The sequence below is a fragment of the Faecalibacter sp. genome, from assembly GCF_057177045.1.
Genome location: NZ_CM169987.1, coordinates 2,097,604 through 2,123,898, shown reverse-complemented (window position 1 = coordinate 2,123,898; position 26,295 = coordinate 2,097,604). Strand labels below are relative to the sequence as shown.

The following is a 26,295-nucleotide window of genomic DNA, read 5'->3' as shown; positions in this document are numbered from 1 at the left end:
TTTTATTGGATTCTACGAAGAATTTCTTCGTAAACATATTCTGCACTTAAGTTTTGGAAATAATCAAAATTTTCAAATCCTTTCGGGTCCTTTCCAAAGATAGAAGTAGGACGGCAAGCTAAGGTTTCATCTTGAATAACATCTGCATAGGATTGTCCATAGCCTAAAAATCCTGCATAAGGATGTGTTCCTCCCCAAATGGAGATTGCACGTGTTCCTTTGAGAGAAGCTAAATGCATATTAGCACTATCCATAGATATCATCACTTGTAAGGATGCAATCTTTTCTAATTCTTCTTCAAATTTCAATGTCCCGGCTAAAGAATGGATATTGGGATGAAATTCTTCCCACGTTTTTAACTCTTCAACTTCTTTTGAACCACCACCGAAGAGATAAATTTTAAAACCATTTTCGGCTAATTTTTTAGCCACTATTTTCATCTTTTCGATAGGATACATTTTACTTTTAAATGCGGCAAAAGGAGCAATACCAATCGCTTTTTCTTCTTTGTTGAATGAAGGCTTTAGTTGGTGTGATAAGTGAAGTGTGAATCCCAAAGCTCGAAAAACATCGGCATAGCGTTCTGTTGTTAACTTTAATTGTTGAAAAACACGATGCTCTTGATGAATCAAGGCTTTTTTTTCCGCTCTTCCTTTGTCTAAAGTTGCTGTTTTTGTACCATTTAATCGAAATAAAGCAGTAATTACCTTAGTACGGATGACATGATGTAAATCGGCAACATAATCGAATTGATGAATTTTTAATTCCTTGTACAATTGGACCAATCCCCAAAAACCTTTATACTTATTCTTCAAATCAATGGGAATAAACTTGATTTTAGGATTTGATTGGAAGATTGTCCCCATAAACGGTCGAGAAGCTACATAGACTTCCACATCTGGATGTTGCGCCATAAATTCTTCCAATACAGGAGCAATCATTGTCACATCACCCAATGCCGAAAAACGCAACGCTAAAAGTCTCTTTTTCGCCATAAAAAGCTTATGAATTCAACTTCGATTGGAAAGCAATGGCATAAAACTTAAATTGTTTTACCATGGCTAATAATCCATTTGCACGTGTTGGAGATAAAAATTCAGATAATCCAATTTCATGGATAAAATCAGTATCCGAATCTAAAATATCTTTAGGTGCTTGGTTATTGTACATACGTACTAATAAGGCAGCAATTCCTTTTGGTAAAATGGCATTGGAGTCGGCCTTAAAAACAATTTTATCCCCTTCTAATTCTGCATCCAACCATACAGAAGATTGACAACCTTTGATAATTTTATCATCTGTTTTTGCTTCTTCTGGTAATGATTTTAAACTTTTACCTAATTCGATTAAATATTCATAACGTTCTTCCCAATCTTCAAAAAATGAGAATTCGTCTACTATTTCGTTTTGAATTTCTTTAATTGTCATACTGCAAATTTATGAAGAATTATACGATTAATGCTTTTCAAACATGACGTATTTTATTGGTTTTGTAAGAGGTTATAGGAGAAAAATTGAAATAGTCCTCATCCGTATTTTTAATTCAAAATCGATTCGATTAAATGCAGTTATGAACAAATTTCAGTGTTGATTATCAATAATATAAAAGGTTGTTAACAAGGTTATCAATAGTTTGTCAATTTTGATTTAGTCTAAAAAATCTATTGTACATTTGATAAAAAATTAAAGATGTCAAGTCCATATAAAATCTTAGCCATAGACTCGAATCACGAATGTCTGAATCAAGGATTGCGTGAGGCCGGATTTATTGTAGATGAAGATTATACTTCCTCTAAAGAAGTTGTTGAAAAGATTATCGATCAATATGACGGAATGATCGTTCGTTCACGTTTTCCTATCGATCGTACTTTTTTAGAAAAAGCAAAGCAATTAAAATTTATAGGTCGTGTAGGGGCTGGATTGGAAAATATTGATGAAGAATATGCTGCTGAACGTGGTATTATTTTGTTTAATTCACCCGAAGGGAATCGTGATTCGGTAGGAGAACATGCCGTAGGAATGTTGTTGATGTTGATGCATCATTTGCGCCGTGCAGATCAAGAGGTTCGTCAAGGGATCTGGAGACGTGAAGAAAATCGGGGGGATGAATTGATGGGAAAAACCGTAGGAATCATTGGTTATGGAAATATGGGCAATGCCTTCGCTCGTCGTTTGCAAGGATTTGGAGTTGAAGTGATCTGTTATGATATTTTACCGAACAAAGGAAATGAATTTGCAACGCAAGTTTCTTTAGAAGAATTCTTTGAGCGTGCAGAAATTGTCAGTTTGCACACGCCTCAAACTCCTGAAACCACAGAAATGATTAATGCAGAATTCATTCAACGTTTTAAACATCCGTTTTATTTAGTCAATACTGCCCGAGGAAAAAGTGTGGTGACCAAAGATGTTGTGGAAGCGATGAAATCTGGAAAAATACGTGGTGTAGCTCTTGATGTATTAGAATTTGAAAAATCAAGCTTTGAACGATTAATTGCTTCTGAATTACCGGAAGAGTTTCAATACCTCATCGAAGCTGATAATGCTGTTTTAGCTCCGCATATTGCCGGATGGACGCATCAATCAAAAATAAAATTAGCGGAATTTATTCGTGATAAGATTATAGCATGGAAAGAAAATTGAACATATAATTAACCATGTTAATAACCCGTTAAGCATCTCTGTATGAGGTGCTTTTTTTATTTGGATAAACTTTTATACACTCTCCATACCATAAAAAAAGTGCCAATCAAAGCTATGACGGATAGCAATGACCATAAAAAAACTTTTAATTCGATAGCGGTATAATCCATTGTCGGGTATTTTGTGATGACTTTCTGTTTTCCACATTTGTGAATAACCTTTTATCCACAATGCTATTTCAATGTTTTTAACATCTTATTTAAAACTTATAAAATATTAGTTTATTGTATTTTAGATTAAATATTATTGTATTAACATATTTTATGAATTGTTAATTCTAATAAGTTAGAAGCGCTACGAACAAGTTTTACATACGTAATACACATGCATTACTTAACCCATATCAATTCATTTGAAAACATTCCGATGTAAATTTGATGAAAAGATAAATCATGAAATATCAAATATTAAAAGCTGAAGAAAGAGGAGGAGCCAATCATGGATGGTTAAATACAAAGCACTCGTATTCATTTGCCAATTATTTTGATCCTGCTCGAATCCATTTTGGAGCATTACGTGTAATGAACGATGATATCATTACAGGAGGAATGGGATTTGGGAAACATCCACATGATAATATGGAAATTATTACCATTCCAACCAAAGGAGAATTAAAGCATGAGGATTCAATGGGGACAGGTTCTGTAATTGAAGCTGGAGATATTCAAGTGATGAGTGCAGGGACAGGTGTTTTTCATAGTGAAATGAATGCCTATGATGACCTTACGACTGAATTTTTTCAAATTTGGATTTTTCCTCATACACAAAATGTAGAGCCTCGTTATCAACAAATTTCATATAAATCCTTAGCGAAAGAAAATGAGTTGTATCAAATTTTATCACCTCATCAAGATGATGAGGGAGTTTGGATTCATCAAAAGGCTTGGATGTATAAAGGAGAATTTTCTGAAGAGAAAGTCATCACGTATAAAACACATGATATAAACCAAGGGGTATTTTTGCTGGTTATAGATGGTGAAATTGAATGGGATGGTCAATTGCTACAGCGAAGAGATGCTGTTGAAATTAATGCTGACGAATTTCAGTTTAAATCCACTGCTAATTCGCAAGTTTTATTGATAGAAGTTCCTATGAATTTATAACTTTGAAGGATAAACAGCCACGGAAATGAATCCACCTAAACCAAAGAATAACAAAAAAATAGCGGTTGAGAATCCAACCAAAAAAAGATTTGAATCAACAGCTTTTATTTTTCAGAATATCCCGTTGTGGATTGCTTCGTGTGTGATTGGTTTACTGGCTGTATTATATGCCGAAATTCTTCATTTTGGTGAATCAACATTTTTAAAAATATATCAACAAAATAAAGCATGGGTGTTTTTATTAGCACCTGTGTTTTTCTTTTTGTCTTATATATCCGTTCAGAAATTTGCAAAATATTCAAATGCTAGTGGAATACCACAAGTGATGGCTGCATTGAGTTTACCCAAAAAGAAATCCAAAAAACGCATTGATCAGCTGTTAAGTATTCGAATCATCTTCATCAAAATTTTAAGTAGTTTCTTCATGTCTCTTGGTGGAGGAGTCGTTGGTCGTGAAGGACCAACCATCCAAATTGCAGCTTCAGTTTTACATGTTGTCAATAAGATGATTCCTGACTCTTGGCCAAAGATTTCACAGCGTTTGATGATTATTACGGGCGGAGCTGCTGGTTTAGCTGCAGCATTTAATACGCCATTGGGTGGAATTGTATTTGCTATTGAAGAACTTTCAAAGAATCATATAAAATACCTAAGAACAACTGTTTTTTCTGCAGTTATTATTGCTGGTTTTACGGCTCAAACTATTCTTGGACCTTACTTGGTGTTTGGATTCCCTAAAGTAGATCCCGATGGATGGCCTTTTTTCTTTATTTTATTACTCGTGACTTTTTGCTGTGGGATTCTTGGAGCATATTTCGGGAAAGCAGCTTTTGCACTGAATCGTTTTAAAAAGAAATTAACCAAACGAAACCAATTTATTTTTGGATTTCTAGCGGTTATGGCTTTTTCCACAGTGGTTTTTTATACCAATTCCGATAGTGTTGGTGCTGGAAATTTGCTTTTGGATCGTTTATTATTTGAAAGTGATAAGACCGTGGAATGGTACACTATTCCTGCCCGATTATTTAATGGAATTATATCTTTTACCAATGGAGGTGCGGGGGGAATTTTTGCTCCTGCATTAAGTTTTGGAGGATCCATAGGAGCTTTTGTAGGAGAATTGTTTACGCTCAAACCAAAGCAAGTGAATATGTTGGTCCTAATTGGTATGGTAGCATTTTTAACAGCGTTTACACGTTCTCCATTTACCTGTGCGATTTTAGTTTTAGAAATGACGGATCGTCATTCGGTTATATTCTATATGTTAGTAGCTGCCTGGGGTGCAAATATCATTACGAACTTGATTGATAAACGTTCATTTTACGAACGAACAGCTGAAATAATCGCTTTGGATCTTTTGAAAGAATTGGACGAAGAGAAAATCAAATTAAAATCTGAACAATCCGTTCCTAAAAATGTCCAACAATAATAGAATTGGTTTTATTTTTGCACATCAAAAGTTAATATTAGATTTGTGTCTAATACAAAGCCTTACTATTTAGATCGTTAAAACCATAAATTCCATATAGGATTTAGACTTAATATGAAAAAAGTTATACTAATTGCTTCTTTATTATTCGCAACAATCAGTTGTATGAATGATAACCAGAAAATTGATGGTAGAGATGCTACTGTTTTTAATGAAACAGTAGATAAAGTTGCAAAAGATTTACCGCTATTGCAACAAACAAAATTTAAAGAAGCTTTAGACATTATTTTCCATTATCGTACAAATGCGAACAATAATGAGGAACAACGTTGGGCTGCCGTTCGAAATTTAGTGGATGGTAAAACTGCAGATGAGGTCTTTGATTTTGCGGAGCAAATCGCAATAGATAATTCGTTCACGTGGAACAGAAATCAAGTGCCTTTAGCCAATGGAATTCCTATGCCTGGAACAACTACTTTGGTGGAAGAAACAGAAGAAAAAGAAGGAGAAGTTTCAGCAATCCAACGTTTTGATTTTCGGATCAAAGCTGAAAATGATGTGATCCGAATTGATCCATTTTTCTTTGATGTTGAAGGCAATGAATTACAATTAGACAAGGCAACAACTGCTACTGTAGAAGTTTTTAGTGGCGGATCCATTATCTATACGCAACGTGCAACCATAGATCCTAATTCAATGGATGCATTGTATCGTAACAATGGCATTATTATTAAATATTCCAATTTAGATCCTTCTAAAATTAATTCGAATCGGGTAGATGTATTAATTCGAATTCCACATCCTGAACGTTATTTAACCCAACGTAAATCGGTAGAATTACCAAACGACTTAGTCGGTGGAGTAGGGGAGACCAAAATGGATTCTGTAGCGAAAGTGATTAATAAAGATGTGACGATGATTACGACATTAAGCAATCGTTTTGTTCAAAATCTATCGAAGAAAAATTATTCTGCTGCTTTTGCACTAACGCGTAGTGCTGATTGGAGTACTTATCAGAAATTTTCATCCGATCATACAATTGTTGGATTAGAAAATGCAAAAGTAAAGGAGTCCAAAATCCTAGATGCTGATGAACGAGTGACTGTTGTAGAAGCCCAAGTTACACTAGAAGATAATACGACGAAAAAATACATTTTAACATTAGAAAATTTAAATAATAAATGGTTTATCGTCCATATGAAATAAAAAAAACCTTCAGATTAATCTGAAGGTTTTTTTTATGTTTTTATCTTAAATTATTGAGCGCCTGCTTCTCTTTCAGCATCTGCTTTCATTTTTTCATTTGCTGTAATCGCAATTTCTACACGACGGTTAGCTGCACGACCTTCTGCAGTAGCATTATCAGCGATTGGCTCTTCTAATCCACGTCCTGCAGATGTTAAACGAGAAGATGCAATACCATTTGCCACTAAGTAATCACGTACAGATTGAGCACGTTGTTCAGATAAAGGTTTGTTATACGATTGAGAACCTACGTTATCCGTATGACCAACAATTAATAAATTAGTATCTGGATACTCTTTGAATACTTCTACTAATTTATCTAAATTTTGTTTTGCTGTTGAAGTTAAACTTGATTTATTGTATTCAAAAGTTACTTTAGAACTTTCATCTAAAATTAAGTTGATTCCTTCTTCTGTTCTTACAACTTCAGCTCCTGGTAAAACTTGCTCGATTTTCTGAGCTTGTTTATCCATTTTATTTCCAATAACTGTACCAGCAGCACCACCAACAGCAGCACCAATTACAGCACCTAAAGCTGTGTTACCACCTTTACCGATGTTATTTCCTAAAATTCCACCAATTACAGATCCTGCAACGACTCCAATACCAGCACCTTTTTGTGTGTTATTTGCATTTTGAACAGCTGAACAAGAAGATAGAACGAATGCTCCACCGACAACTAAAGCTGTTAATTTTGTATTTAATTTTTTCATAATGATCTAGATTTTGAATTAACGTTGAAATGAATAAACAACTTGTACAATTTTACCGTTTGCATTAACATCTTGTACTAATGTCATAGAATTAGCATCTAAGTAATCTACTTTTAAACGGTAACCTGCGGTATTTTGCTTGGCTTTAATTCCAGTAATATCTTTAAATGTGAAATAGGTTGTTGTACCTTCTTCTTTGATATCCCATATGATTTTAGCTGTACCTGTAGGACATGCAGCGTCTGAATTGTTAAAAGTGTACGTACCTGTTTTATTGTTTTGAACTAAGTTCCATGTTGAACCTTCATAACATTCTGGAGCAGCCATATCGAATACACTAGCTACTTTTTCTGTAACATAGCTATTTCCCTGTACTTCTTTATCCGCTAACCCTCTATAGCTCACATCAGATAACGTCCAATTTCCACGAACTTCTTTACCCGTTTCCATTTGAGATTTCTGAACATTTGTAGATGCACACGATGCAAAAATTAAAGCTGTACCTACAGCTAAAGTTAGAATTCCTTTTTTCATAGTTGTTTTATTTAAATCAAAATTGCTTCAAAAAACGGCCTTTATAGTTTTGATTTAAGAGTGTTTTGCAAAATTTTAGACATCTTATATCTTAATGTGTTTAAAAATGTCTTAAATCCGCTTATTTTAATTTTTGACTTTAATCGTATAAATCAAAGATGAAAATTGACCTGTTTTTGATGCTTTAAAGTTCGACTGTAATCCTACGCAGAATGCTTTAAAATAAGGGAATGAATTTCCTCTGTATTTTTCAGAAAGTAAACTAACGTAAAAGGCGTCTAGCTTCATCGGACTGATATTTTCAATTTTCATACCAAAATTGTTAAAATAAGATTTTAAACTTTCGGGATTGAAATGCCATAAGTGTCGTGGAACATCATAGGCAGCCCATTGTTGACCATAGTAAGTAGCGTCGTAAGAAAGATGATTTGGAACTGCAATGATTAAGGTTCCATTTGGATTTAAATGATTTTTTAATTCATTAACAATCTCATTCAAATTAGGAATATGTTCTAAAACATGCCATAAAGTGATGATATCAAATTTACGATTAATTTCTTTTAATTCACAATTAACCACATGATCCTTTCCAATTTTGGATTGTGAAATTTCACGCGCTTTATCATTAGGCTCCATACCCATGACTTGAAATCCGTTCAATTTCATGTGCTGTAAAAAATCTCCAGCGCCACATCCGTAATCCAAAATGGATTTTCCTTGTGTAGTTTCGCGAATTAATTTTAGCTTTTGATTTAAATTATATTGCTTCGCAATTTGATAAATTTTCTCGAAAAGAGATTTTTTACCATCCGTGTGTGAAATATAATTTTCACTTTCGTAGTAGCGTGATAAATCATTTAGGGGTTGTGGATAGGTGAAATGAACCCCCGTTTGATCATCTTTATAAATGCTGAAATTTTCTTGAGTTAAAAAATAATCTTTTAAATCGAATACCTTAATACCAGAAAATCCTTCGATGGAAGGATTTTCTTTTATTGTTTCACGTGGAACGTTGTTCATATATTATCTACCCATATGGATTAATAAAACACTAATATCTGCTGGTGACACTCCACTAATACGTGAAGCTTGTGCAACAGTAGCAGGTCTAATTTTATTTAATTTTTGACGCGCTTCAATGGACATTGAACCCATCACATCATAATCAATATTTGTTGGGATACGAAGATTTTCTAAACGTGAAAGTTTATCTGCATTTTGTTGCTCTTTCTTAATATACCCTTTGTATTTAATTTGGATTTCTGTTTGTTCTAACTCTTCCGCATTAATATTGTTTTCTTCGATGAAGTTCGCCACACGATCCAATTTTGTAAAATCAGCAAGTTTCAATTCTGGTCGTGTAATAACATTTACCATTTTATTTGGTTGAGCTAATGGAGAACCATCGCGTTCTTCAATTACCTCATTAATCTCTTTTGGTTTTACTGAATGTTCTTCAAAATATTGAACTAATTTTTCAGCATTGGCATACTTTTGTTCCATACGACGTAAACGATCTTCTTTGGCTAAACCAATTTCAAATCCTTTACGCGTTAAACGTTCATCGGCATTATCTTGACGTAATAAAATACGATATTCTGCACGAGACGTAAACATACGATAAGGTTCTTCTGTACCTTTTGTAATCAAATCATCAATAAGTACTCCGATATAGGCTTCATTACGATTAAGAATAAATGGATCTTTTTCTTGAACTTTTAAAGCCGCGTTAATTCCAGCCATTAAACCTTGTGAAGCGGCTTCTTCATAACCAGTTGTACCATTAATTTGACCAGCACAATATAAGTTGTCGATAATTTTCGTTTCTAAGGTATGCTTTAATTGTGTTGGTGGAAAATAATCGTATTCGATGGCATAGCCAGGACGTAAAATCTTCGCATTTTCAAAACCTGGTATTGTACGTAAAGCTTTTGCTTGTACATCATCTGGTAATGATGTAGAGAAACCATTGATGTAAAATTCCATGGTATTCCATCCTTCAGGTTCTGCAAAGATTTGATGACGATCTTTATCAGCGAAACGATTAATTTTATCTTCAATTGATGGACAGTAACGAGGACCAGTAGACTTAATCGTTCCATTAAACATTGGCGAACGATCAAAACCTTCACGCAACATATCATGTACATCTTGATTAGTATATGTAATCCAACATGAACGTTGTTGCTTTAATTTTGGTGTATCTGTATATGAGAATTTACCTGGAATTTCATCACCAGGTTGTTCAATCATTTTTGAATAATCAATTGAGCGACCATCCACACGTGGTGGAGTTCCAGTTTTCATTCGACCAGCTTCAAAACCTAATTCGGTTAATTGTTCTGTGATGCCATATGCAGCACCTTCACCCATACGTCCACCTCCAAATTGTTTTTCACCGATATGAATTAATCCGTTTAAGAAAGTTCCGTTAGTTAGTACAACTGCTTTGGCGCGAATTTCCATTCCCATTCCTGTACGTACACCACAAACTTTACCATTTTCGATGATTAATGATTTCACCATATCTTGGAAGAAATCTACATTTGGAATTCCTTCTAAAGTTAAGCGCCATTCTTCAGCGAAACGCATACGATCCGATTGTGCACGTGGTGACCACATGGCTGGACCTTTAGATAGATTCAACATTTTAAATTGAATCATAGTTTTGTCCGTTACGATACCAGAATAACCTCCTAGGGCATCGATTTCACGTACAATTTGCCCTTTGGCAATTCCACCCATTGCAGGGTTACAAGACATTTGACCTATCGTTTGTAGGTTCATCGTAACCAAAAGTGTTTTGGCTCCTAAATTTGCTGCAGCTGCAGTAGCTTCGGCACCAGCGTGACCACCACCAACTACAATAACGTCATATTCTGATTGAAATATCATCGGAAATCTTGTTTTATATTTTGTATCAAAACAAAGAATGTTCCACGTGGAACATTATGCTTTGATGTAATCAAATCTATTTAAATAAAAATCTTCTTTTTCGGTCATGATTCGTTTTTCCTCTTCACCTTTATCGGGATAACCCGCAAAATGAAGAATCCCATGAATCATTACGCGAGCTAATTCGTTCTCGAAAGAGACATTATTCTGTTTGGCATTATCAGCAACACGTTCTTCGCTGATAAAAATATCTCCTGTTAAGATGTCGTCATGCGAATTATCAAAACCAATAACATCTGTATAATAGTCATGATCCAGATATTGACGATTAATTTCTAATAAATATTCGTCGTCACAAAAAATATAATTCAGTTCTTCAACCGATTTACCTTCATTTTTCATACTTTCTGTAATCCAATCTATCCAGATTTGTTCGTCCTTTAATTCGAAATCTGATTCGTAAAATAATTCTATCATTGTTCTAAAACCAATAGCCTAAGCTTAAATTAAAAAGTCCTTTTTCGGTATGTGGAGAATAAGCCCAAATAAAATGAATAGGACCTAATGGACTATCATAACCATATTTTGCACCATAACCAGCATAGGTATAATCCAACAGCTGAATATGCTCTAAACGATCTTCAACATTGGCAACGTTTAGGAATACCCCAGCATAATGATTTTTTAAAATTTTAAATTGCAATTCTGATCCCAGAATTAATTTATTATCTGCAATTGCCGTAGCAAAAGGTAAACCATAAAAGCGGGTATAATTCAGAAAACGTTGTCTCACATATCCACCGACCATAAACTTTTGTGGTCCAGTATTATTCCCGTTGAAAAAGGTTCCAAAGTTAGCAGTAAATCTGTAACTTAGGAAATTATTAATGTGAAAATTAGCTTCTAAATCGGCCTCTAATTCATAAATTTTATCAAAGTCTTTAACATTTGAATCAAATAGATATTTTAGAGACGAATTAAACATAATTCCTTTCGATGCAAAGTTAGGATTATTTCTGCTATCTGCCCCTATATAAGCATAAGCTTTCCAATAGTTTCCACGGTCATCTATGGAGAATGGAAATTCTTCTGTATCCTGTAAATTTTTGGTGTATAATTCTAAATATTGATGTTCTAATCCAAATCCAAATGCATAACGTTCTTTGATTGTGGATTGGACATAAATTTGGTTCACAAAATCGTTAAATGTATAATTCAATAGATTCAACGTTGAAAAATTATCATCCCTGAATTCAGATAAATCAATCTCTTTTTTGAAACGATACATGCGAGATCGAATTCCGACACTTGGTAAGTATCCATTGTCGATAAAATAATTGATATTATAACGCATATGATCACCTACAATGAAATCTGTCGATAACGTTGAATTTTTAAAAATGAAATTTCGATTGGTATAATTCAGCAATAAACTGGTCTTAAAAAAATCATCGTAATGTAAACCAAATCTGATTTTTTGTTTTGTTGGATTTTCGGAAATATTTAATGTAAGATTATAATCATTCGGTTCCACTTCATCCAATTTGTATTGAATTTTGTTGAAATTTCCTGAAGAATATAATCGATTAATTCCTTTTTGAATTTGTTCATAACTTGCCAATTGAGGACTTTTAATTTTTAATTTTCCCTCAATGTAATTTTTATTAAATGTTTCAGCACCTTTAATATCAACATCACGGATTAATATATAATCTTTAAGATCGAGATTATTTCTCTTTTCTGTGGCTCCTTGTATTGCAGCAATGTTTCGTAATTCATCCATTTTTTCAGTTGCGGCTTGCAAACCTAGTTGAAGTATGGGTTGAACCTCACTAAAACTAGCGACGTTGTACCCATCTAATTTTGGAGTAATCATAACATCTACCAATTGGCGTTGTTCATCTGAACGTTTCTCCATATTAAACTTGATGATTTGCATTAATACATCCGTAGCAGAATCTAATTCGTCTTGAGATTTTAACGGGTCTTGTAAATCTACTCCAATAATAATATCGGCTCCCATATCTTTGACCTCTTTCACAGGAAAATTATTTAAAACACCACCATCAATGTAAAGTTTGTTATCAATTTTAACTGGTTTGATCATGGATGGATATGCACCACTGGCTAAAACGACTTGGGGCAGAAATCCAGAATCAAATACTTTTTCTTCACCTGTTTCGATATCAGTGGCAATACAAATAAACGGTGTAGGAAGCTGTTTAAAATCTTTAATGTTATGAACATGTCTGAACAAATAGGTTAATAAATCCAATGGTCCTTGGCCTGAAGATATGGCTTGTGGAATGGATAATTTGAAGTTATTAAAAGGTAATTCTAATATGTATTTTTCACTATTTGTTTTTTCAAAATATGGAATTTCTTCACGGTCTTTTTCATTAATGATCAGAGAAGTTAAATCCATTTGTTGAATAATTGTTTCTAATTCATCAGGCGAATATCCTGCGGCGTATAATCCACCGACAATTGCTCCCATACTCGTTCCGCCGATGTAATCAATTGTAATTCCTGCTTCTTCAATTTTTTTTAATGCACCAATATGCGCATATCCTTTGGCACCTCCACCGCTTAAAACAACCCCCACTTTAGGACGTTGTTTTTCCTGAATAGTATCTTGGGCAATGGTTGTTATAGGAATACATAAAATGGCTATCAAAAGTCGCTTTAGCTTCATGAGAATTGGATTAGTTCTTATAAAGATACTTTAATTTTTGATGGAATGGTTTAGCCTTTGGAAATAAAAAAGAGTGATGTTATCATCACTCTTATGTTCTTATTCTTTATAATATACACGATTGACCCGCTGATCAATCGAAGTTAAAACTTCATATGGAATGGTATCAAGATCTTTGGTAATATCAGCTAATGTTGGATACGATCCAAAAATAATCACTTCATCACCTTCTTTACAATCAATGTCGGTTACATCAATCATCATCATGTCCATGCATATGGTTCCAGTAATTGGAGCTAATTTTCCATGAATACCTACTTTCCCTTTTCCATAACCTAATGAACGACGAATACCATCGGCATAGCCAACAGGTAATGTAGCAATACGTGAAGGTCGTTGTGCTGTAAAACGGCGGCCATAGGAAACAGTTTCTCCAACTTTAAGTTCAGATATCTGAGAAATTACCGTTTTGAATTGAACGACAGGTTTTAATCGTTTGTTCATAAAATCGGAATATTCTGAATAGCCATACATTCCGATTCCTAAGCGAACCATATCGTATTGATGATCATTATAGGCGACAATACCAGGTGAGTTTAGACAATGCTTGATGGGCTTGATATTAAGACCTTCAGAAAGGATTTGATATCCATTATTAAAACGTCCAAATTGATAATTGACATACTCCTTTTCATCTTCCATATCGGCCGTAGCTAGATGAGTAAAAATCGATTGTACAAAAACTTGTGGTGTATTTTTTAGAGTTTCAATCAATTGATCGTATTCTTCTTCATGAAATCCTAAACGATTCATCCCCGTTTCCAACTTAATGTGGATGGGATATGGACTTGAAATCTGTTTTTCTTTCAGTTTTTTTACAAAAAGATCTAAAACACGGAAACTATAAATTTCAGGTTCCAATTGATAATCGATAACAGTAGAATAACTGCTTTGTTCTGGGTTCATCACAATAATTGGTAAAGTGATACCAGCTTTACGTAACTCTTTCCCTTCATCGGCGATGGCTACACCCAAATAATCCACTCCATTATTTTCAAGCACATTGGCCACCTCATAACTTCCGACACCATAGCTATTCGCCTTTACCATACACATCATTTTGGTGGATGGTTTTAACAAGGAGCGATAGGTTTTGATGTTTTCAATCAAATGCTGAAGATTTATTTCGAGTACTGTATCATGAGTACGAGTTTCTAATTCTTCTGAAATTTTTTCCAATTGAAATGGTCGAGCGCCTTTTAATAAAATGGCTTCGTCAAACACATTTTGTGTTTTAAATTGTTCTAAAAAATCATCTGTTGTTTTGTATGAACGAACATATGAAGTGAACAAGTCTTTGTATGTTGAGATTTTATCTCCAATTAAAACAACTTCTGTGAATTGATAGGGATTAACTAAATCTGCTGTTTGTTGATACAATTCAACATCTGAAAGATTACTTTGTAAAATATCAGTTAAGACTAATGTTTTACGATCTTTCTTTTGTTGATTTAAAACATTTAAACCAATTTTTAAAGAATTTAAATCTGAATTAAAGGTGTCATTAATAATGATTGAATTGTTAATGGCTTCCTTAATTTCAAGACGCATTTCGATGGGTAAAAGTTCTTTAAAATTCGATTTATATTGTTTGTAATCAATATTTAAACCGATTAATGTCGTTAAACAAATTAAGCTGTTTTTAATGGAAGCATCATCCGTAAAAGGAATCTCATATGTGAAAATTTCATCATTATGTAAAATAGAAATTTCTGTATTTGATTCTTGATGTATAATTTCCTTAATTTGAACTAAAGCAGAATCGGAATAACCATAAGTGAATTTATCAATATGAGAAAATTCGGGTTGAGTTGAAAGGATATGATGCAATTTTGAATTTTCAACATTGTACACCAATTTTTCAACATGTCGGAATAATTTTAATTTCTCATGAATCAATTCATCTTGGGATGAAAAATTCTCGAGATGAGCGTCACCAATTTTTGTTAAGACTCCAATGGTTGGTTGAATCATTTCTTCCAAACGTTGCATTTCGTTTGGCATTGAAATTCCAGCTTCGAAAATGCCTAAATTATGATCTTCTTCCATTTGAAGGACCGATAATGCTGCACCCAATTGCGAGTTATAACTTTTAGGACTGCGAACGATGTTGAATTTTTTCCACAACAATTGATTCAACCATTCCTTCACGATTGTTTTACCATTGGAACCGGTGATTCCTAAAACGGGAAGATCAAATTGTTGGCGATGAAATTTAGCCCATACTTGTAAAGCCTGTAAAGGATGATCAACAATGATTTGATTTATTTGGTTGTATTGAGTGATGGGGTGTTGAACAACAAATGTTCGTATGCCTTTATGATAAGCATCTTGGATATAAGAGTGTCCATCTTTTTGATTCCCAGAAAGGGCAAAGAAAATGGCATTTTTTGGATGAACAATTAAACGAGAATCGAAAAATATTTGTTCGATAGGCGTTTGATCATCTCCAATCAATTGACCAGAGACGATCGCTGCTATAGTTTGTAATTTATAACTTTTCAATTTTTACTTTGTTATTTTCTTCCCAATACGCACGTCTGCTTAACGGTTCATATTCAGAAGTTTCTCCTAATTCGACTAACTTTTCGCTATCGATAATACGGTGCGAATAGTGTGCCAAACCACCAGTACGTACACAAATGGCATGTACTTTAGTTACATATTCGGCAGTGGCCATTAAATTAGGCATTGGTCCGAATGGTCGACCTTTAAAGTCCATATCTAATCCTGCGACAATGACGCGTTTGCCTTGATTGGCTAATTCGTTTGCAACATCGACAATACCTTCATCAAAGAATTGCGCTTCGTCAATTCCTACCACATCACAATCGTCAGCTAATAATAAGATACTTGAAGAGTATTCGACTGGCGTACTTGTAATAGCATTTTGATTGTGAGACACCACTTCACGATCAGCATAGCGCGTGTCTACTGTTGGTTTAAAAATTTCGACCCGTTGTTTAGCGAATTCAGCACGCTTTAAACGACGAATTAATTCTTCTGTTTTACCAGAAAACATTGAACCACAGATGACTTCTATCCAACCTGTTTTGTTATGATCTTGAAATGTATTTTCGATAAACATAAAAAAGATATGTTAGTGTTTATTAGAAATGAAAAGCAAATTTACGGAATAAATTAGATGATGAAATTATAAAATTTGATTTTACTCTTAGGTTCTAATTACAATGTTTCTATCTTTACTCTAATTTAAAGTACTATATTAATAATGAAAAAAGTTTTAATTGTTTTTGGGACTCGTCCTGAAGCAATAAAGGTAGCTCCTCTTATCAAAGCACTGAAAGAAGATCAATATTTCGATGTGAAAATATGTAATACAGGACAGCATAAAGAAATGTTAGATCAAGTATTAGATTTTTTTGAATTAGAATGTGACTATCGATTAAATATCATGACTGAAAGTCAAACACTTTATAGTATTACGGAGAAGATTATTCATCGTATGAAAGAAGTTTTAGAAGATTATAATCCAGATTATGTCTTTGTGCATGGTGATACTTCTACCACTATGGCTGCAAGTCTATCCTCTTTTTATCATGGTGCAAAAATCTGTCATATTGAGGCGGGGTTAAGAACTTCAGATTTAAGAAATCCATTTCCAGAAGAAGCGAATCGAAGAATAACTTCTGTTTTATCGAATTATCATTTTGCTCCTACAGAATCGTCTAAACAGAACTTATTAAAGGAAAATATTCAGGAAAATAAAATTGTTGTAACTGGAAATACAGTAATTGATGCTTTATTCTATGGTATAGAAAAAGTGAATAACCATAAAGAAATTATAAGTGAATTAAAATCAAAGTTAATCGCTGACAAAGAAATTGTATTGATTACTTGTCATCGTAGAGAAAACCATGGTGAAGGGATATTAAACGTTTGTAAAGCCATTAATACTTTAGCACGAAATAATACCAATTACCAATTTATATTTCCAGTCCATTTAAATCCTAAAATTTTAAATATTGTTCATGAACATCTAGAAGGTATCGATAACATATTATTAATTGAACCTTTAAATTATCCAAATTTCATTTGGTTGATGAACCAATCTAAAATTATAGTAACGGATAGTGGTGGTGTACAAGAAGAAGCACCAAGTTTAGGAAAACCAGTACTGGTAGTTAGAAATGAAACTGAAAGACCAGAAGCAGTAGAAGCAGGAACAGTAAAATTAGTTGGATCTAACACACAAAAAATTGTAACAGAAGTTCAAAAATTAATTGATGATAATTCATTATATCAAAAGATGAGCAATGCGCATAATCCTTATGGAGATGGTGAAGCTGTAAAAAGAATTATCCGTTTTTTAAAAGAGTTTGAATAATGAAAAAAATTGTAATCATTTTTCCTTGTTATAATGAAGAAGAAATTTTATATCAAACAAAAAATGAAATCGTAAATAAGTTTGATGAACTAAAACATAAAAATTTAATTTCATGGGACAGCAAAATTTGTTTTGTGGATGATGGAAGTAAGGATCAAACTTGGGAAATTATAGAAAGTTTTAAAGAAGAAAACATCATAGGAATAAAATTAGCTCGTAATGTTGGTCATCAATTTACTTTATTAGCAGGATTAGAAACTTTAAAGAATCAATTTGATGCATACATTACTATGGATGTGGATTTACAAGATGATATCAATTCTTTATCAGATATGATTGAGGAATATCTTAAGGGATATGATATTGTTTATGGAGTAAGAGAAGAACGTACTACAGATACTTATTTTAAGCGTAAAACTGCAGAAATATTTTACACTTTAATGATAAAAATGGGGGTTAATATCCATTACAATCATGCTGATTATCGCTTAATTAATAATAGAGTGCTATTAGAATTTTTAGCGTTTAAAGAATCTCATCTTTTCTTAAGAGGAATATTCCCATTGATAGGATTTCAACAAAGTAAAATTTTTTATAAACGAAAAGAACGATTATTAGGAGAAAGTAAATATCCTTTAAAAAAAATGTTATCCTTCGCATGGGAAGGAATTACATCATTTTCAGATAAGCCGATAAAACTCGTATTAAACTTAGGGATATTTTCGATTGTTGTATCTCTAATTTTATGTGTTTGGGCTTTAGTACAATTACTTTTAGGAAATACTATTACGGGTTGGACATCGATTATCGTTTTAATTATATTCTTCGGAGGAGTACAAACCTTATCTTTAGGATTAATAGGAGAGTATATTGGTAAAATATACATACAAAGCAAGAATAGACCTCGATATGGAGTTGAAAAATTAAAAAATATATCCAATGAAGAAGCTATATGATTTAGGAGCAACGGCTATCCTTATAATTTTTGGTTGTTTATTATGTTTTATGGGATTGAAATCATTTGATTATATTTCAGAAATTAACAATATTTTTATTATAAAATTTTTAAAATTAATCGTTTGTATTGGTGTATTTATCTTAGTTTATTTAGGAATTTATAGATTAAATTTTTCAAATCAATTAGCTTCGTTAGGTCTATTTTTAAGCGCATTTTTTTTACGTTTTCTCTTTATATTAAATGTAGATATACAGCCCATTTCAGATTTTAAATTACTTTACGAAACTGCATATGCGATAAGTAATGGCAATCTAGAACCTATAAAAAATGACGTCTATTTTAAATTATGGAATTATAATATTCCATTTACTTTATATGAAGCATTTATATTGAGAATATTTGATAATCAATTTGTTCTTCAGTTTGTCAATGTTTTGTTAAGTTCAGGTATAGTCGTTTTAATTTACAATATATCGCGAAAGCTTTTTAATCAAAAAATAGGGCTATTCTCTGCAATTATAGCGATTGTATTTCCACCATTTATAGTTTATTCAGGAATTTTGACCAACCAAACCATCTCGATATTTTTCTTACTACTTGGCATTTATTTTTATTTATCAAAAAAAGAATTGATATGGGTTGGGTTAATGTTAGGTTTTGCGCAGATTTTTAGACCAATTGGAACATTATTTTTATTAGGAATAGTATTAATGTTATTGATTCAGTTCATTTCTAATAATCGATTTAATTTTAATTCGATTAAATCACTGATAATAAAGAATATTAAATTGTTCTCATCCTACCATTTAGTATTAATCATTACAAGCGTTATTTTATTAAAGGGAAATTATTCGGAACATTCTTTATATCATAATGCATCATCAAATTATAAATTTCTAGTGGGTTTTAATTACGATAGTAAAGGGGGATATTCGGAAGAAGATTCAAATTTATTATTTAATACTTATGATACAACATTTGAAAACTATTCCAAAGAATTAATAAAAATAAGAACAGAAGATAAGTTAAAGGTATTAGAATTATTTGAAGAAAAATTTAGAATCATGTGGTCTTCTAGTGATTCGTCCTTTTATTGGGCGGATTGGTATAATGATCAACTACTAAAAGTTACCAATTACATGTGGGTGGTTATACTATTCCTTGGCAGCTATGCATCATTTAGTCTTATCAAATCCATTTCTAGACAACATGTTTTGATGATTCCAATTCTGTTAGGTCTATTCATCGGAGTATATTTTTTGATTGAAATCCAAAGCCGTTACCGCTACGAATTATATCCTTTGTTTATAATAATCTCAGGATATGGAATGTTTGAAATGTTTCAATTTCTATATAAAAAAGTAAGGGTCAAATAGACCCTTACTTTTTTTCTTGAAAATATGTTTTAAATAACAATAGAATAAACTTGGTATTGCTTACTAGGTATCTTTTCCACATTCGTTTAGGTTCTTGATAAACTCTATATAACCACTCTAAACCTGACTTTTGCATCCATACTGGTGCGCGCTGTATAAATCCGGCGTGGACATCAAAACTTCCTCCTACACCCATTACAAAGTTTATTTCTTTTAAATCTTTCTTGTATTTGTGTAAAAACTGTTCTTTTTTAGGAGAAGTTATGGCAACAAATAATAAATTAGCTTTACTTCTCTTAATATCGTCTATTATATCACGCTCTTGTTGTTCAGTAAAATAACCATTTCTGTAACCGGCAATGATTTGATTTCCAAATTGGGATTGGTATTTATGAATTAATGTAGATACTACTTCTTCCTTTGCACCAAGAAAATATATGCTATATCCTTTGATGGCTGAAAGTTCTACTAATTTCTGCATTAAATCTACACCTGTAACTCTTTCCTTTAAATTATGTCCAAATAATTTGGCCGACCAAATCACAGCTTGTCCATCAGCATTTACAATGGTAGCATCTTTAAAATAATCTTGGATAAGTTTATCATGCTGTAAAGTAACGATTTTGTCTGCATTAACATCAGCATATACGATTTGTTCTTTGTTAAGAATTGCATTTTCTACTTTAGCTAATGTCTCTGTCATTGATAAATTATCAATATATGTGTTAAAGAGTTTTATTTTTTTCAATGTATAAAGGTTTATAAAAAGTTTCGTAAGTGATTAATGTTAATATTAATGCAAATATCATGATACCACTCTGACGGACCAAAAGAGATTCAGTTATAAAGAAAATGATAAAAATATTAAGCATTAAAAGAGATACAATTTTTCTTTTCTTAATTTGATAATAATATAAATATATAAGAAGAAATATAAAGGAAATTAATCCTATAATACCGTAATCTAACATTATTTCTAAAAATTGATTATGAGCATTATATTCTTCCAAATACGCAGATGTTAACTTTCTAATTTGATATTGTTCAATTAAAAATGTACGATCAGAACCTGTCCCTTTTCCAAAAAATATATTATTGTTTTTTATGGTTTCAACTACTGACAACCAATGTTCTTCTCTAAATGAAAGACCATTCATTTCTCCAGCTTCAGTCATACTGGGCAAGAATCTTTTTTTGAAATTCGGCAGATTAAATACAAGATAACTTAACAATGTTAGACCAACTACAACAAAATATTTTATTTTATTTTTTAATGTTAAAGTGAGGAAAATGGTATTAATAAATATACTAATCATTGCAATTCGAACACTTAAAAAATAGATTTGCAAACATAGAAATCCTACTAATAATGGATATACAAAATTTTTGACTTTATCTTTTTTATATCTTAATTCATATAACAAATAACTGATAGATAATGCAATGAAAAGTGCACTATAAGTCGTATGCTTGCCAAAGAAAAGACCGTAATTCTCGTAATAAAAATAATCTCCAAGTTGATTAAAATAAAGAGAAGAGACATATCCCATGACTAAAATACAATAGAAGACAGTAGAAAAAGTAAGTACTTTTAAACAATAATCTAAAATTGTTGGTTTTAATCGTATAAGTAATAGGCTGAATGGAATAAGGACGAAAGGTAACAGATTCACGACAATCTTTAATCCATTTTCTTTATCGTTAGAGTATATTAAACCACATAAAGCTAGGAGAAAAGGAATACCAATAATTAGAATATTAAATTTCTGTTTTTTAAAATATAAGATTTTAGTCCTTAAATTATCTTTTATTAATAAAGAATATAGAGCCATTCCAATCAAACATTGAGTATTGAAACTATAGGAAGGAATTACAAAAGACGTTATGAATAAACCTAAAATGCAATAAAAGATAATATTTTTAATGGAGTTATTCATTTGATTTCTTTAGAGATTAATTGAGCTATTTTTTTATAAGCTTCAAAAGTTAAATACTTATTATCCCCGAAATAATAGACCTCTTTATTCTTTTCGAAAATGTCGTTACAATCAATTAGGATAATTTTTTGTTGAGGTCTGATTTTATCTAATTTAAAATCGGATTGATGTCCATATAATGCGCTAGGCTTTTTTATGATGATAAGTTTTTTATTCGAATTTGATAAAAATTGATTGAGTTTAATATAAAATTGTTCTGGATATATTTTGCTGAATAAAACGACATATTCAGCTTCATCAGGTATATTGGTATTCTCATTTTCAATATTGCTAAATGAAGTATTGAAAACATCTTTTTGATTTCCTAAAAAATGAACATCAATAGTTTCCTTAATCTCTTTTCTTAAGTATTTGGCTTCATTTTCATAAATCAAATGATCACCTATTATTGCAACCTTAGGATCGTTGATCTGTTGTTTAAGAGGAAGGTCAAGTTGAATTATTTTTTTTTCTAAAATTTCTTCGGTTGGAGAATCAATTATCCAAGAGATATCTTGTAAAATTATTGTATCGTTGTGTTGTTCTGAAAATGCAAATCTAAAATAGTAATCTTTTTTACCTATGATTTGATAGGTATATTGATTGTCAGCTAAAAAATAATTGGATTTAATTTTTATAAAGTAAGGTGTTATCTCAATAAATTCATCAATGGGATAATCTTTTAATACAGATTTACTCTTCCAATCATATTGTAATTGATAAAATGATCGATTTAGTTGAGAAAAATGATATAGTCCAAATATTAGAATGAGTACTCCTAAGAATAAATAGAAGCATTTATTATTTTTAATCATTATGATACGCTTGGATTAATTTTTTAAAAACGATATTCTTATCAAAGTTTTTAAAACTATCAAAAGCATTTTTACGAATCTTTTGAAATGTTGGGTCATCTATTTTTTGAATGGTATTTTTCAATTCTAGGGCATTTTTAGGGGGGATTAGATACCCATTGTAATCCTGCTGAATAATTTCAGGAATAGAAATCCAATCAGTGGTTATAGAAGGTATTCCAAAGGCTAATGCTTCAATGATAATACCTGGATAACCTTCTCCTGAAAAATAGGTAGGAAGTAAAAGAAAGTCATATTCTTTTAAGACACGATCAACTTCATGTGGTTGTAATTCTCCTTTATAATTGACATTACTCTTTTCAAATTCTTTTGGATCAAAATACCGTTGATCGATTGGGCCATATACATCAAAAGTATATGACGGATCTAGTAGTTTTGCTGCTTGTATAATTTCTTCTACCCCTTTTTCTTTAATTACACGAGAAATAAAAACAAATTTTTTAGAATACACTCTATTATCCAACGCATCGATTTGTTTTTCTCTTGCATTTGGAAGCCATTCAATATTCTTCACTCCTAAATTCTCGAAATAATTAATACATTGTTGCGTTTCGAAAAATATGACATCCGATTTCAAAATAGTATTTAAATATATTTTTTGAATGATAGAAGGTAAAGCTTGAAAATGGGTATGAAAATCACCACCAAAGAAATGATAAATAATTCTTTTATTGAAGAGTTTAGCCCATATCCAAAGGATAGGTCCTACCGTAAAATTAAAATCCCATGTGGTATGAAAGCTTACAATATCTTTTTTTACCAAAATAAAAGGAAATCTTATTATCCAAAGAAAATGTTCAAGTATATGTACTTTAGGAATCCATATCTTTCGGATATCATAATGATTAATTTCCATCTGATTTTTTTTAAGGAATTGAAGCATTTCTAAGGCTAAAACTGTTGCTCCACCAATAGAATTACTTGAGGCTTTATGAGGGATATTCCCGAAAAAAAGTATTTTTTTATGCTTCGACATAGGTGATGTTATTTCTTTGAGTAGTATAAAGTATGGGATAAATAAAGACTAATGAATACATTAAAAATTCTAGATTATTTAATGAAAATGAAAACAACATATCAAAAAATAAAGCAAAATAAATTATTATAGCAATCGCATAGTTTTTATCAAATTTCTTTCTAAATAAAGGAATAAGTAATAAGAAAAAATAGAGGGATGCTCCTATTATTCCTAATTCTACAAATGCATGTGGAGGATAAGTATCGGTCGTGGGAAGCTCTAGCCAGGCAGTGTCAAACCAATAAAAATAGACTTCTTGATAATATGGAGAATTATAGGATATAGAAGCGGGTCCACCAAACATACCAATTCCTTTTCCTAATAAGTTGAAGTTTTTAATTTCATGAAACATCACGCGGTAAGATTCTGCTCGCATCGAAGTTCCTTCAGAAATATATACTGTAAAACGATTGACAATTTCTTTTATAATATCATTTATTAATTTCGGAAAACTTACATACACAGCAAAAATGCCCATTCCAATAAGTGGAGATAATTTTATAAATGTTTTATAATAATAGAAACATAGTATTACTAAAAATACTCCAATAGTTTTATAAGAAAGGCTAAGTATAATTCCTAATAAACAGATTGCAATAAATATATTTTTAAACTTACCTGAATAATATTCTTTAATTAAAAATAAGGAGATCAAATTAAAAAAACCAAAAAAACCAAAGAATACTACAGTACCGGTGGCACGCATTATTCCAGCAGATTCATTATAGTATCTTAATCCATCTGATGTTTCATAATAGAACCATTGATCAATTCCTCTTATCCAATTTATATAATTTATAATTTGAACAAAAAAATTGATTAATACAAAGGCAATAACAAATTTTATGATTAAAGGCAAATGATGACGGATAGAATAACCATAATACAATGTTATTATGGGGAAGAAATAGCGAATACCATCACTTAAACCTGCTTTGATATTAAATGAGTTAAGTACTCCATAAATAACAAAGGGCATAAAACATAATGTAGCTAGAAATAAACTAACATTTAACTTGTTGTTTATGATGATATAAACAATCATGTAAGCAAAACCAGCCATCTTAATGATGCTTGATAATGATGCATTTGTATTTTGAAACGCAGTCCCTACATAAATAAGTAAGAATGGTATAATTATAAATATACTTTTGAAAAATTTTTGATTAAACTTTGGCATGATGTTTCTTAAAGTATTTATAATTTAAATATCTCAAAATAAAATAACGACCTCCTAATGAAATAATACTACTACTTATGATGCCATATAATCCCCAATTTTTATAAAAGAAATAACATAGTAACACATTTATAATCAATGACAATATATTGATGTAAAGATTAAGATTATATCGCTTTTGGATTAGAAGATTTGTTCCAAATAAGTTGGATAAACTTTGGAATATTTTAGCGAATATTATTAGTACAAAAATTAAGAATGTGTCTTGATAATCCACATAGATTAATGTAGTTAATGCTTTGTAAAAAATGATAAGTAGCAGCGAGATACCTATAATGATAATGCTGATTTGGCGATCTAATTTTTGAGTAGTTAGTAATGGAGAATGTTTTAAATTTTCAATATTTACTTGTAATATAGTTGTAGGTATAATTAACATTATAGCAGCGATATTTAAAGCAAAACTAAAATTGGCAAGTTCTAAATTAGGATCTTGTGATAATAATTTTATGATAAATATATCGGTGTATAAGAATAATATATTTGCAAAGTCACTGATAACCATTGTAATTGAGCCATAAATAAGTTTTTTAAAAAGCTTAAAATACTTATTTAAAATTCGTGCTTCTAGATTTATTTTTTTTAATGTATATAAAAAGTAAACTATAAACACAGGGAGTATAAAATAAGATGCATATATAAATGATTGCTCTTTAATCCCAAATAAATAAATGCAACAAAATACTGCAACATAAAAAAAAGGGAAACAATTATCTTATAATATGAAGCTAATTCTGAACCCAACTTAACGATGATATAATTTTGAGTAATGCTACCTGTAAAAAATAAAGCGTAAAAAATAATAGGAATTAATAAAGCTTGATAATTAAAAAAATTAGAAAGAATAAAACTGAATATTCCAATTAATAATACAACGGAAACAGAAAGGATATAAAAATAATCTTTGTTTCGATTGCTTCTGGTATAACTCATTATCAAACTTGGAAAACCAAATGCTAAACCAATAGAAAATGTTTCTATTAATTTTTTGTAATATTCAAATTCACCATACTCGTGTTTAGTCATTGTATAAGCAGCAAAAAAGAGGATTAAAAATTCTAATCCTCTGCTAATTATTATAGATGCCCCATAAATGAGATAATTTTTATTTATGAATGTATTAATCATAA

24 protein-coding genes are annotated in these 26,295 nt (G+C 31.4%); 7 read left to right on the top strand and 17 right to left on the bottom strand.

The genetic code is table 11. From position 1 onward, the window contains the following. Positions 1 to 2 precede the first annotated feature (2 nt). Both AC1QSP_RS09940 and AC1QSP_RS09935 read right to left on the bottom strand, forming a co-directional pair. Positions 3 to 995 carry a glycosyltransferase family 9 protein gene (locus tag AC1QSP_RS09940; protein ID WP_484078563.1) on the bottom strand — a complete coding sequence of 331 codons (993 nt, stop codon included), beginning with the start codon at positions 993 to 995 and terminating at the stop codon, positions 3 to 5. A gap of 7 nt (positions 996 to 1,002) precedes the next feature. After that, entirely contained in the window at positions 1,003 to 1,428 is a 426-nt protein-coding gene (locus AC1QSP_RS09935; RefSeq protein WP_484078562.1) for a SufE family protein, read from the bottom strand. Positions 1,429 to 1,689: 261 nt separating this feature from the next. Here AC1QSP_RS09935 and AC1QSP_RS09930 point away from each other — a divergent pair, with 261 nt between their 5' ends. The 4 genes from AC1QSP_RS09930 to AC1QSP_RS09915 all read left to right on the top strand — a co-directional run bounded on the left by AC1QSP_RS09930 (position 1,690) and on the right by AC1QSP_RS09915 (position 6,438). Beyond that, on the top strand, positions 1,690 to 2,640 hold the full coding sequence (locus AC1QSP_RS09930; protein ID WP_484078561.1) for a 2-hydroxyacid dehydrogenase: 951 nt from the start codon (positions 1,690 to 1,692) through the stop codon (positions 2,638 to 2,640). Between the two features lie 452 nt (positions 2,641 to 3,092). After that, positions 3,093 to 3,803 (top strand): pirin family protein, encoded by a 711-nt coding sequence (locus tag AC1QSP_RS09925; protein WP_484078560.1) that lies wholly within the window; start codon positions 3,093 to 3,095, stop codon positions 3,801 to 3,803. Positions 3,804 to 3,828: 25 nt separating this feature from the next. After that, positions 3,829 to 5,232: a chloride channel protein gene (locus AC1QSP_RS09920; protein ID WP_484078559.1), complete on the top strand. Its 1,404-nt coding sequence runs from the start codon at positions 3,829 to 3,831 to the stop codon at positions 5,230 to 5,232. A 114-nt stretch (positions 5,233 to 5,346) separates the two neighbouring features. Continuing rightward, on the top strand, positions 5,347 to 6,438 hold the full coding sequence (locus AC1QSP_RS09915) for a hypothetical protein (RefSeq protein WP_484078558.1): 1,092 nt from the start codon (positions 5,347 to 5,349) through the stop codon (positions 6,436 to 6,438). Between the two features lie 50 nt (positions 6,439 to 6,488). Here AC1QSP_RS09915 and AC1QSP_RS09910 read toward each other — a convergent pair whose 3' ends face one another. From AC1QSP_RS09910 to AC1QSP_RS09875, 8 genes are all read right to left on the bottom strand, one after another. Further along, positions 6,489 to 7,190 carry a YiaD family glycine zipper/OmpA-like lipoprotein gene (locus tag AC1QSP_RS09910; protein ID WP_484078557.1) on the bottom strand — a complete coding sequence of 234 codons (702 nt, stop codon included), beginning with the start codon at positions 7,188 to 7,190 and terminating at the stop codon, positions 6,489 to 6,491. Between the two features lie 18 nt (positions 7,191 to 7,208). Next, positions 7,209 to 7,724, bottom strand: coding sequence for a hypothetical protein (locus AC1QSP_RS09905; RefSeq protein ID WP_484078556.1), 516 nt, complete (start codon positions 7,722 to 7,724; stop codon positions 7,209 to 7,211). 126 nt (positions 7,725 to 7,850) lie between these two features. Then, positions 7,851 to 8,744 (bottom strand): class I SAM-dependent methyltransferase, encoded by an 894-nt coding sequence (locus AC1QSP_RS09900; RefSeq protein WP_484078555.1) that lies wholly within the window; start codon positions 8,742 to 8,744, stop codon positions 7,851 to 7,853. Between the two features lie 3 nt (positions 8,745 to 8,747). Further along, positions 8,748 to 10,616, bottom strand: coding sequence for a tRNA uridine-5-carboxymethylaminomethyl(34) synthesis enzyme MnmG (mnmG, locus tag AC1QSP_RS09895; RefSeq protein ID WP_484080401.1), 1,869 nt, complete (start codon positions 10,614 to 10,616; stop codon positions 8,748 to 8,750). A 57-nt stretch (positions 10,617 to 10,673) separates the two neighbouring features. After that, positions 10,674 to 11,096, bottom strand: coding sequence for an rRNA maturation RNase YbeY (ybeY, locus tag AC1QSP_RS09890; RefSeq protein WP_322971455.1), 423 nt, complete (start codon positions 11,094 to 11,096; stop codon positions 10,674 to 10,676). A 4-nt stretch (positions 11,097 to 11,100) separates the two neighbouring features. Continuing rightward, the gene (locus tag AC1QSP_RS09885; protein ID WP_484078554.1) at positions 11,101 to 13,314 is read right to left on the bottom strand and encodes a patatin-like phospholipase family protein; all 2,214 of its coding nucleotides are present in this window, start codon (positions 13,312 to 13,314) and stop codon (positions 11,101 to 11,103) included. Between the two features lie 99 nt (positions 13,315 to 13,413). Beyond that, a complete protein-coding gene (locus AC1QSP_RS09880; protein WP_484078553.1) occupies positions 13,414 to 15,879 on the bottom strand; it encodes a bifunctional UDP-N-acetylmuramoyl-tripeptide:D-alanyl-D-alanine ligase/alanine racemase in 2,466 nt (821 codons plus the stop codon). After that, positions 15,866 to 16,462 (bottom strand): thymidine kinase, encoded by a 597-nt coding sequence (locus tag AC1QSP_RS09875; protein ID WP_484078552.1) that lies wholly within the window; start codon positions 16,460 to 16,462, stop codon positions 15,866 to 15,868. Before AC1QSP_RS09875 ends, AC1QSP_RS09880 begins: the two co-directional genes overlap by 14 nt. A gap of 144 nt (positions 16,463 to 16,606) precedes the next feature. On the opposite strand from AC1QSP_RS09875, the gene wecB reads away from it, so the two are divergent. From wecB to AC1QSP_RS09860, 3 genes are read left to right on the top strand one after another with little or no spacing between them, the layout of a single operon-like run. Then, positions 16,607 to 17,722 carry a non-hydrolyzing UDP-N-acetylglucosamine 2-epimerase gene (wecB, locus tag AC1QSP_RS09870; protein ID WP_484078551.1) on the top strand — a complete coding sequence of 372 codons (1,116 nt, stop codon included), beginning with the start codon at positions 16,607 to 16,609 and terminating at the stop codon, positions 17,720 to 17,722. Beyond that, the gene (locus AC1QSP_RS09865) at positions 17,722 to 18,678 is read left to right on the top strand and encodes a glycosyltransferase family 2 protein (RefSeq protein WP_484078550.1); all 957 of its coding nucleotides are present in this window, start codon (positions 17,722 to 17,724) and stop codon (positions 18,676 to 18,678) included. The genes wecB and AC1QSP_RS09865 overlap by 1 nt, the downstream gene beginning before the upstream one ends. Beyond that, positions 18,662 to 20,056 (top strand): glycosyltransferase family 39 protein, encoded by a 1,395-nt coding sequence (locus AC1QSP_RS09860; protein WP_484078549.1) that lies wholly within the window; start codon positions 18,662 to 18,664, stop codon positions 20,054 to 20,056. Before AC1QSP_RS09865 ends, AC1QSP_RS09860 begins: the two co-directional genes overlap by 17 nt. Positions 20,057 to 20,060: 4 nt before the next feature. Here the strand turns inward: AC1QSP_RS09860 and AC1QSP_RS09855 are convergent, their stop codons facing one another. From AC1QSP_RS09855 to AC1QSP_RS09825, 7 genes are read right to left on the bottom strand one after another with little or no spacing between them, the layout of a single operon-like run. Further along, on the bottom strand, positions 20,061 to 20,759 hold the full coding sequence (locus tag AC1QSP_RS09855) for a WecB/TagA/CpsF family glycosyltransferase (protein WP_484078548.1): 699 nt from the start codon (positions 20,757 to 20,759) through the stop codon (positions 20,061 to 20,063). A gap of 22 nt (positions 20,760 to 20,781) precedes the next feature. Continuing rightward, positions 20,782 to 21,993 carry an O-antigen ligase family protein gene (locus tag AC1QSP_RS09850; RefSeq protein ID WP_484078547.1) on the bottom strand — a complete coding sequence of 404 codons (1,212 nt, stop codon included), beginning with the start codon at positions 21,991 to 21,993 and terminating at the stop codon, positions 20,782 to 20,784. Then, the gene (locus AC1QSP_RS09845) at positions 21,990 to 22,847 is read right to left on the bottom strand and encodes a hypothetical protein (protein WP_484078546.1); all 858 of its coding nucleotides are present in this window, start codon (positions 22,845 to 22,847) and stop codon (positions 21,990 to 21,992) included. The genes AC1QSP_RS09850 and AC1QSP_RS09845 overlap by 4 nt, the downstream gene beginning before the upstream one ends. After that, a complete protein-coding gene (locus tag AC1QSP_RS09840; protein ID WP_484078545.1) occupies positions 22,840 to 23,883 on the bottom strand; it encodes a glycosyltransferase in 1,044 nt (347 codons plus the stop codon). The genes AC1QSP_RS09845 and AC1QSP_RS09840 overlap by 8 nt, the downstream gene beginning before the upstream one ends. Next, positions 23,870 to 25,105 carry a hypothetical protein gene (locus AC1QSP_RS09835; RefSeq protein ID WP_484078544.1) on the bottom strand — a complete coding sequence of 412 codons (1,236 nt, stop codon included), beginning with the start codon at positions 25,103 to 25,105 and terminating at the stop codon, positions 23,870 to 23,872. The genes AC1QSP_RS09840 and AC1QSP_RS09835 overlap by 14 nt, the downstream gene beginning before the upstream one ends. Next, a complete protein-coding gene (locus AC1QSP_RS09830) occupies positions 25,092 to 25,778 on the bottom strand; it encodes an MATE family efflux transporter (RefSeq protein WP_484078543.1) in 687 nt (228 codons plus the stop codon). The genes AC1QSP_RS09835 and AC1QSP_RS09830 overlap by 14 nt, the downstream gene beginning before the upstream one ends. Next, a complete protein-coding gene (locus AC1QSP_RS09825; protein WP_484078542.1) occupies positions 25,769 to 26,293 on the bottom strand; it encodes a hypothetical protein in 525 nt (174 codons plus the stop codon). The genes AC1QSP_RS09830 and AC1QSP_RS09825 overlap by 10 nt, the downstream gene beginning before the upstream one ends. Positions 26,294 to 26,295 lie beyond the last annotated feature (2 nt).

What these genes read in the sequence shown, in the direction of transcription:
- AC1QSP_RS09940 (WP_484078563.1), bottom strand. Translation starts at nt 995, where the DNA reads ATGGCGAAAAAGAGACTTTTAGCGTTGCGTTTTTCGGCATTGGGTGAT.
- AC1QSP_RS09935 (WP_484078562.1), bottom strand. Translation starts at nt 1,428, where the DNA reads ATGACAATTAAAGAAATTCAAAACGAAATAGTAGACGAATTCTCATTT.
- AC1QSP_RS09930 (WP_484078561.1), top strand. Translation starts at nt 1,690, where the DNA reads ATGTCAAGTCCATATAAAATCTTAGCCATAGACTCGAATCACGAATGT.
- AC1QSP_RS09925 (WP_484078560.1), top strand. Translation starts at nt 3,093, where the DNA reads ATGAAATATCAAATATTAAAAGCTGAAGAAAGAGGAGGAGCCAATCAT.
- AC1QSP_RS09920 (WP_484078559.1), top strand. Translation starts at nt 3,829, where the DNA reads ATGAATCCACCTAAACCAAAGAATAACAAAAAAATAGCGGTTGAGAAT.
- AC1QSP_RS09915 (WP_484078558.1), top strand. Translation starts at nt 5,347, where the DNA reads ATGAAAAAAGTTATACTAATTGCTTCTTTATTATTCGCAACAATCAGT.
- AC1QSP_RS09910 (WP_484078557.1), bottom strand. Translation starts at nt 7,190, where the DNA reads ATGAAAAAATTAAATACAAAATTAACAGCTTTAGTTGTCGGTGGAGCA.
- AC1QSP_RS09905 (WP_484078556.1), bottom strand. Translation starts at nt 7,724, where the DNA reads ATGAAAAAAGGAATTCTAACTTTAGCTGTAGGTACAGCTTTAATTTTT.
- AC1QSP_RS09900 (WP_484078555.1), bottom strand. Translation starts at nt 8,744, where the DNA reads ATGAACAACGTTCCACGTGAAACAATAAAAGAAAATCCTTCCATCGAA.
- ybeY (WP_322971455.1), bottom strand. Translation starts at nt 11,096, where the DNA reads ATGATAGAATTATTTTACGAATCAGATTTCGAATTAAAGGACGAACAA.
- AC1QSP_RS09885 (WP_484078554.1), bottom strand. Translation starts at nt 13,314, where the DNA reads ATGAAGCTAAAGCGACTTTTGATAGCCATTTTATGTATTCCTATAACA.
- AC1QSP_RS09875 (WP_484078552.1), bottom strand. Translation starts at nt 16,462, where the DNA reads ATGTTTATCGAAAATACATTTCAAGATCATAACAAAACAGGTTGGATA.
- wecB (WP_484078551.1), top strand. Translation starts at nt 16,607, where the DNA reads ATGAAAAAAGTTTTAATTGTTTTTGGGACTCGTCCTGAAGCAATAAAG.
- AC1QSP_RS09865 (WP_484078550.1), top strand. Translation starts at nt 17,722, where the DNA reads ATGAAAAAAATTGTAATCATTTTTCCTTGTTATAATGAAGAAGAAATT.
- AC1QSP_RS09860 (WP_484078549.1), top strand. Translation starts at nt 18,662, where the DNA reads ATGAAGAAGCTATATGATTTAGGAGCAACGGCTATCCTTATAATTTTT.
- AC1QSP_RS09855 (WP_484078548.1), bottom strand. Translation starts at nt 20,759, where the DNA reads ATGACAGAGACATTAGCTAAAGTAGAAAATGCAATTCTTAACAAAGAA.
- AC1QSP_RS09850 (WP_484078547.1), bottom strand. Translation starts at nt 21,993, where the DNA reads ATGAATAACTCCATTAAAAATATTATCTTTTATTGCATTTTAGGTTTA.
- AC1QSP_RS09845 (WP_484078546.1), bottom strand. Translation starts at nt 22,847, where the DNA reads ATGATTAAAAATAATAAATGCTTCTATTTATTCTTAGGAGTACTCATT.
- AC1QSP_RS09840 (WP_484078545.1), bottom strand. Translation starts at nt 23,883, where the DNA reads ATGTCGAAGCATAAAAAAATACTTTTTTTCGGGAATATCCCTCATAAA.
- AC1QSP_RS09835 (WP_484078544.1), bottom strand. Translation starts at nt 25,105, where the DNA reads ATGCCAAAGTTTAATCAAAAATTTTTCAAAAGTATATTTATAATTATA.
- AC1QSP_RS09825 (WP_484078542.1), bottom strand. Translation starts at nt 26,293, where the DNA reads ATGATTAATACATTCATAAATAAAAATTATCTCATTTATGGGGCATCT.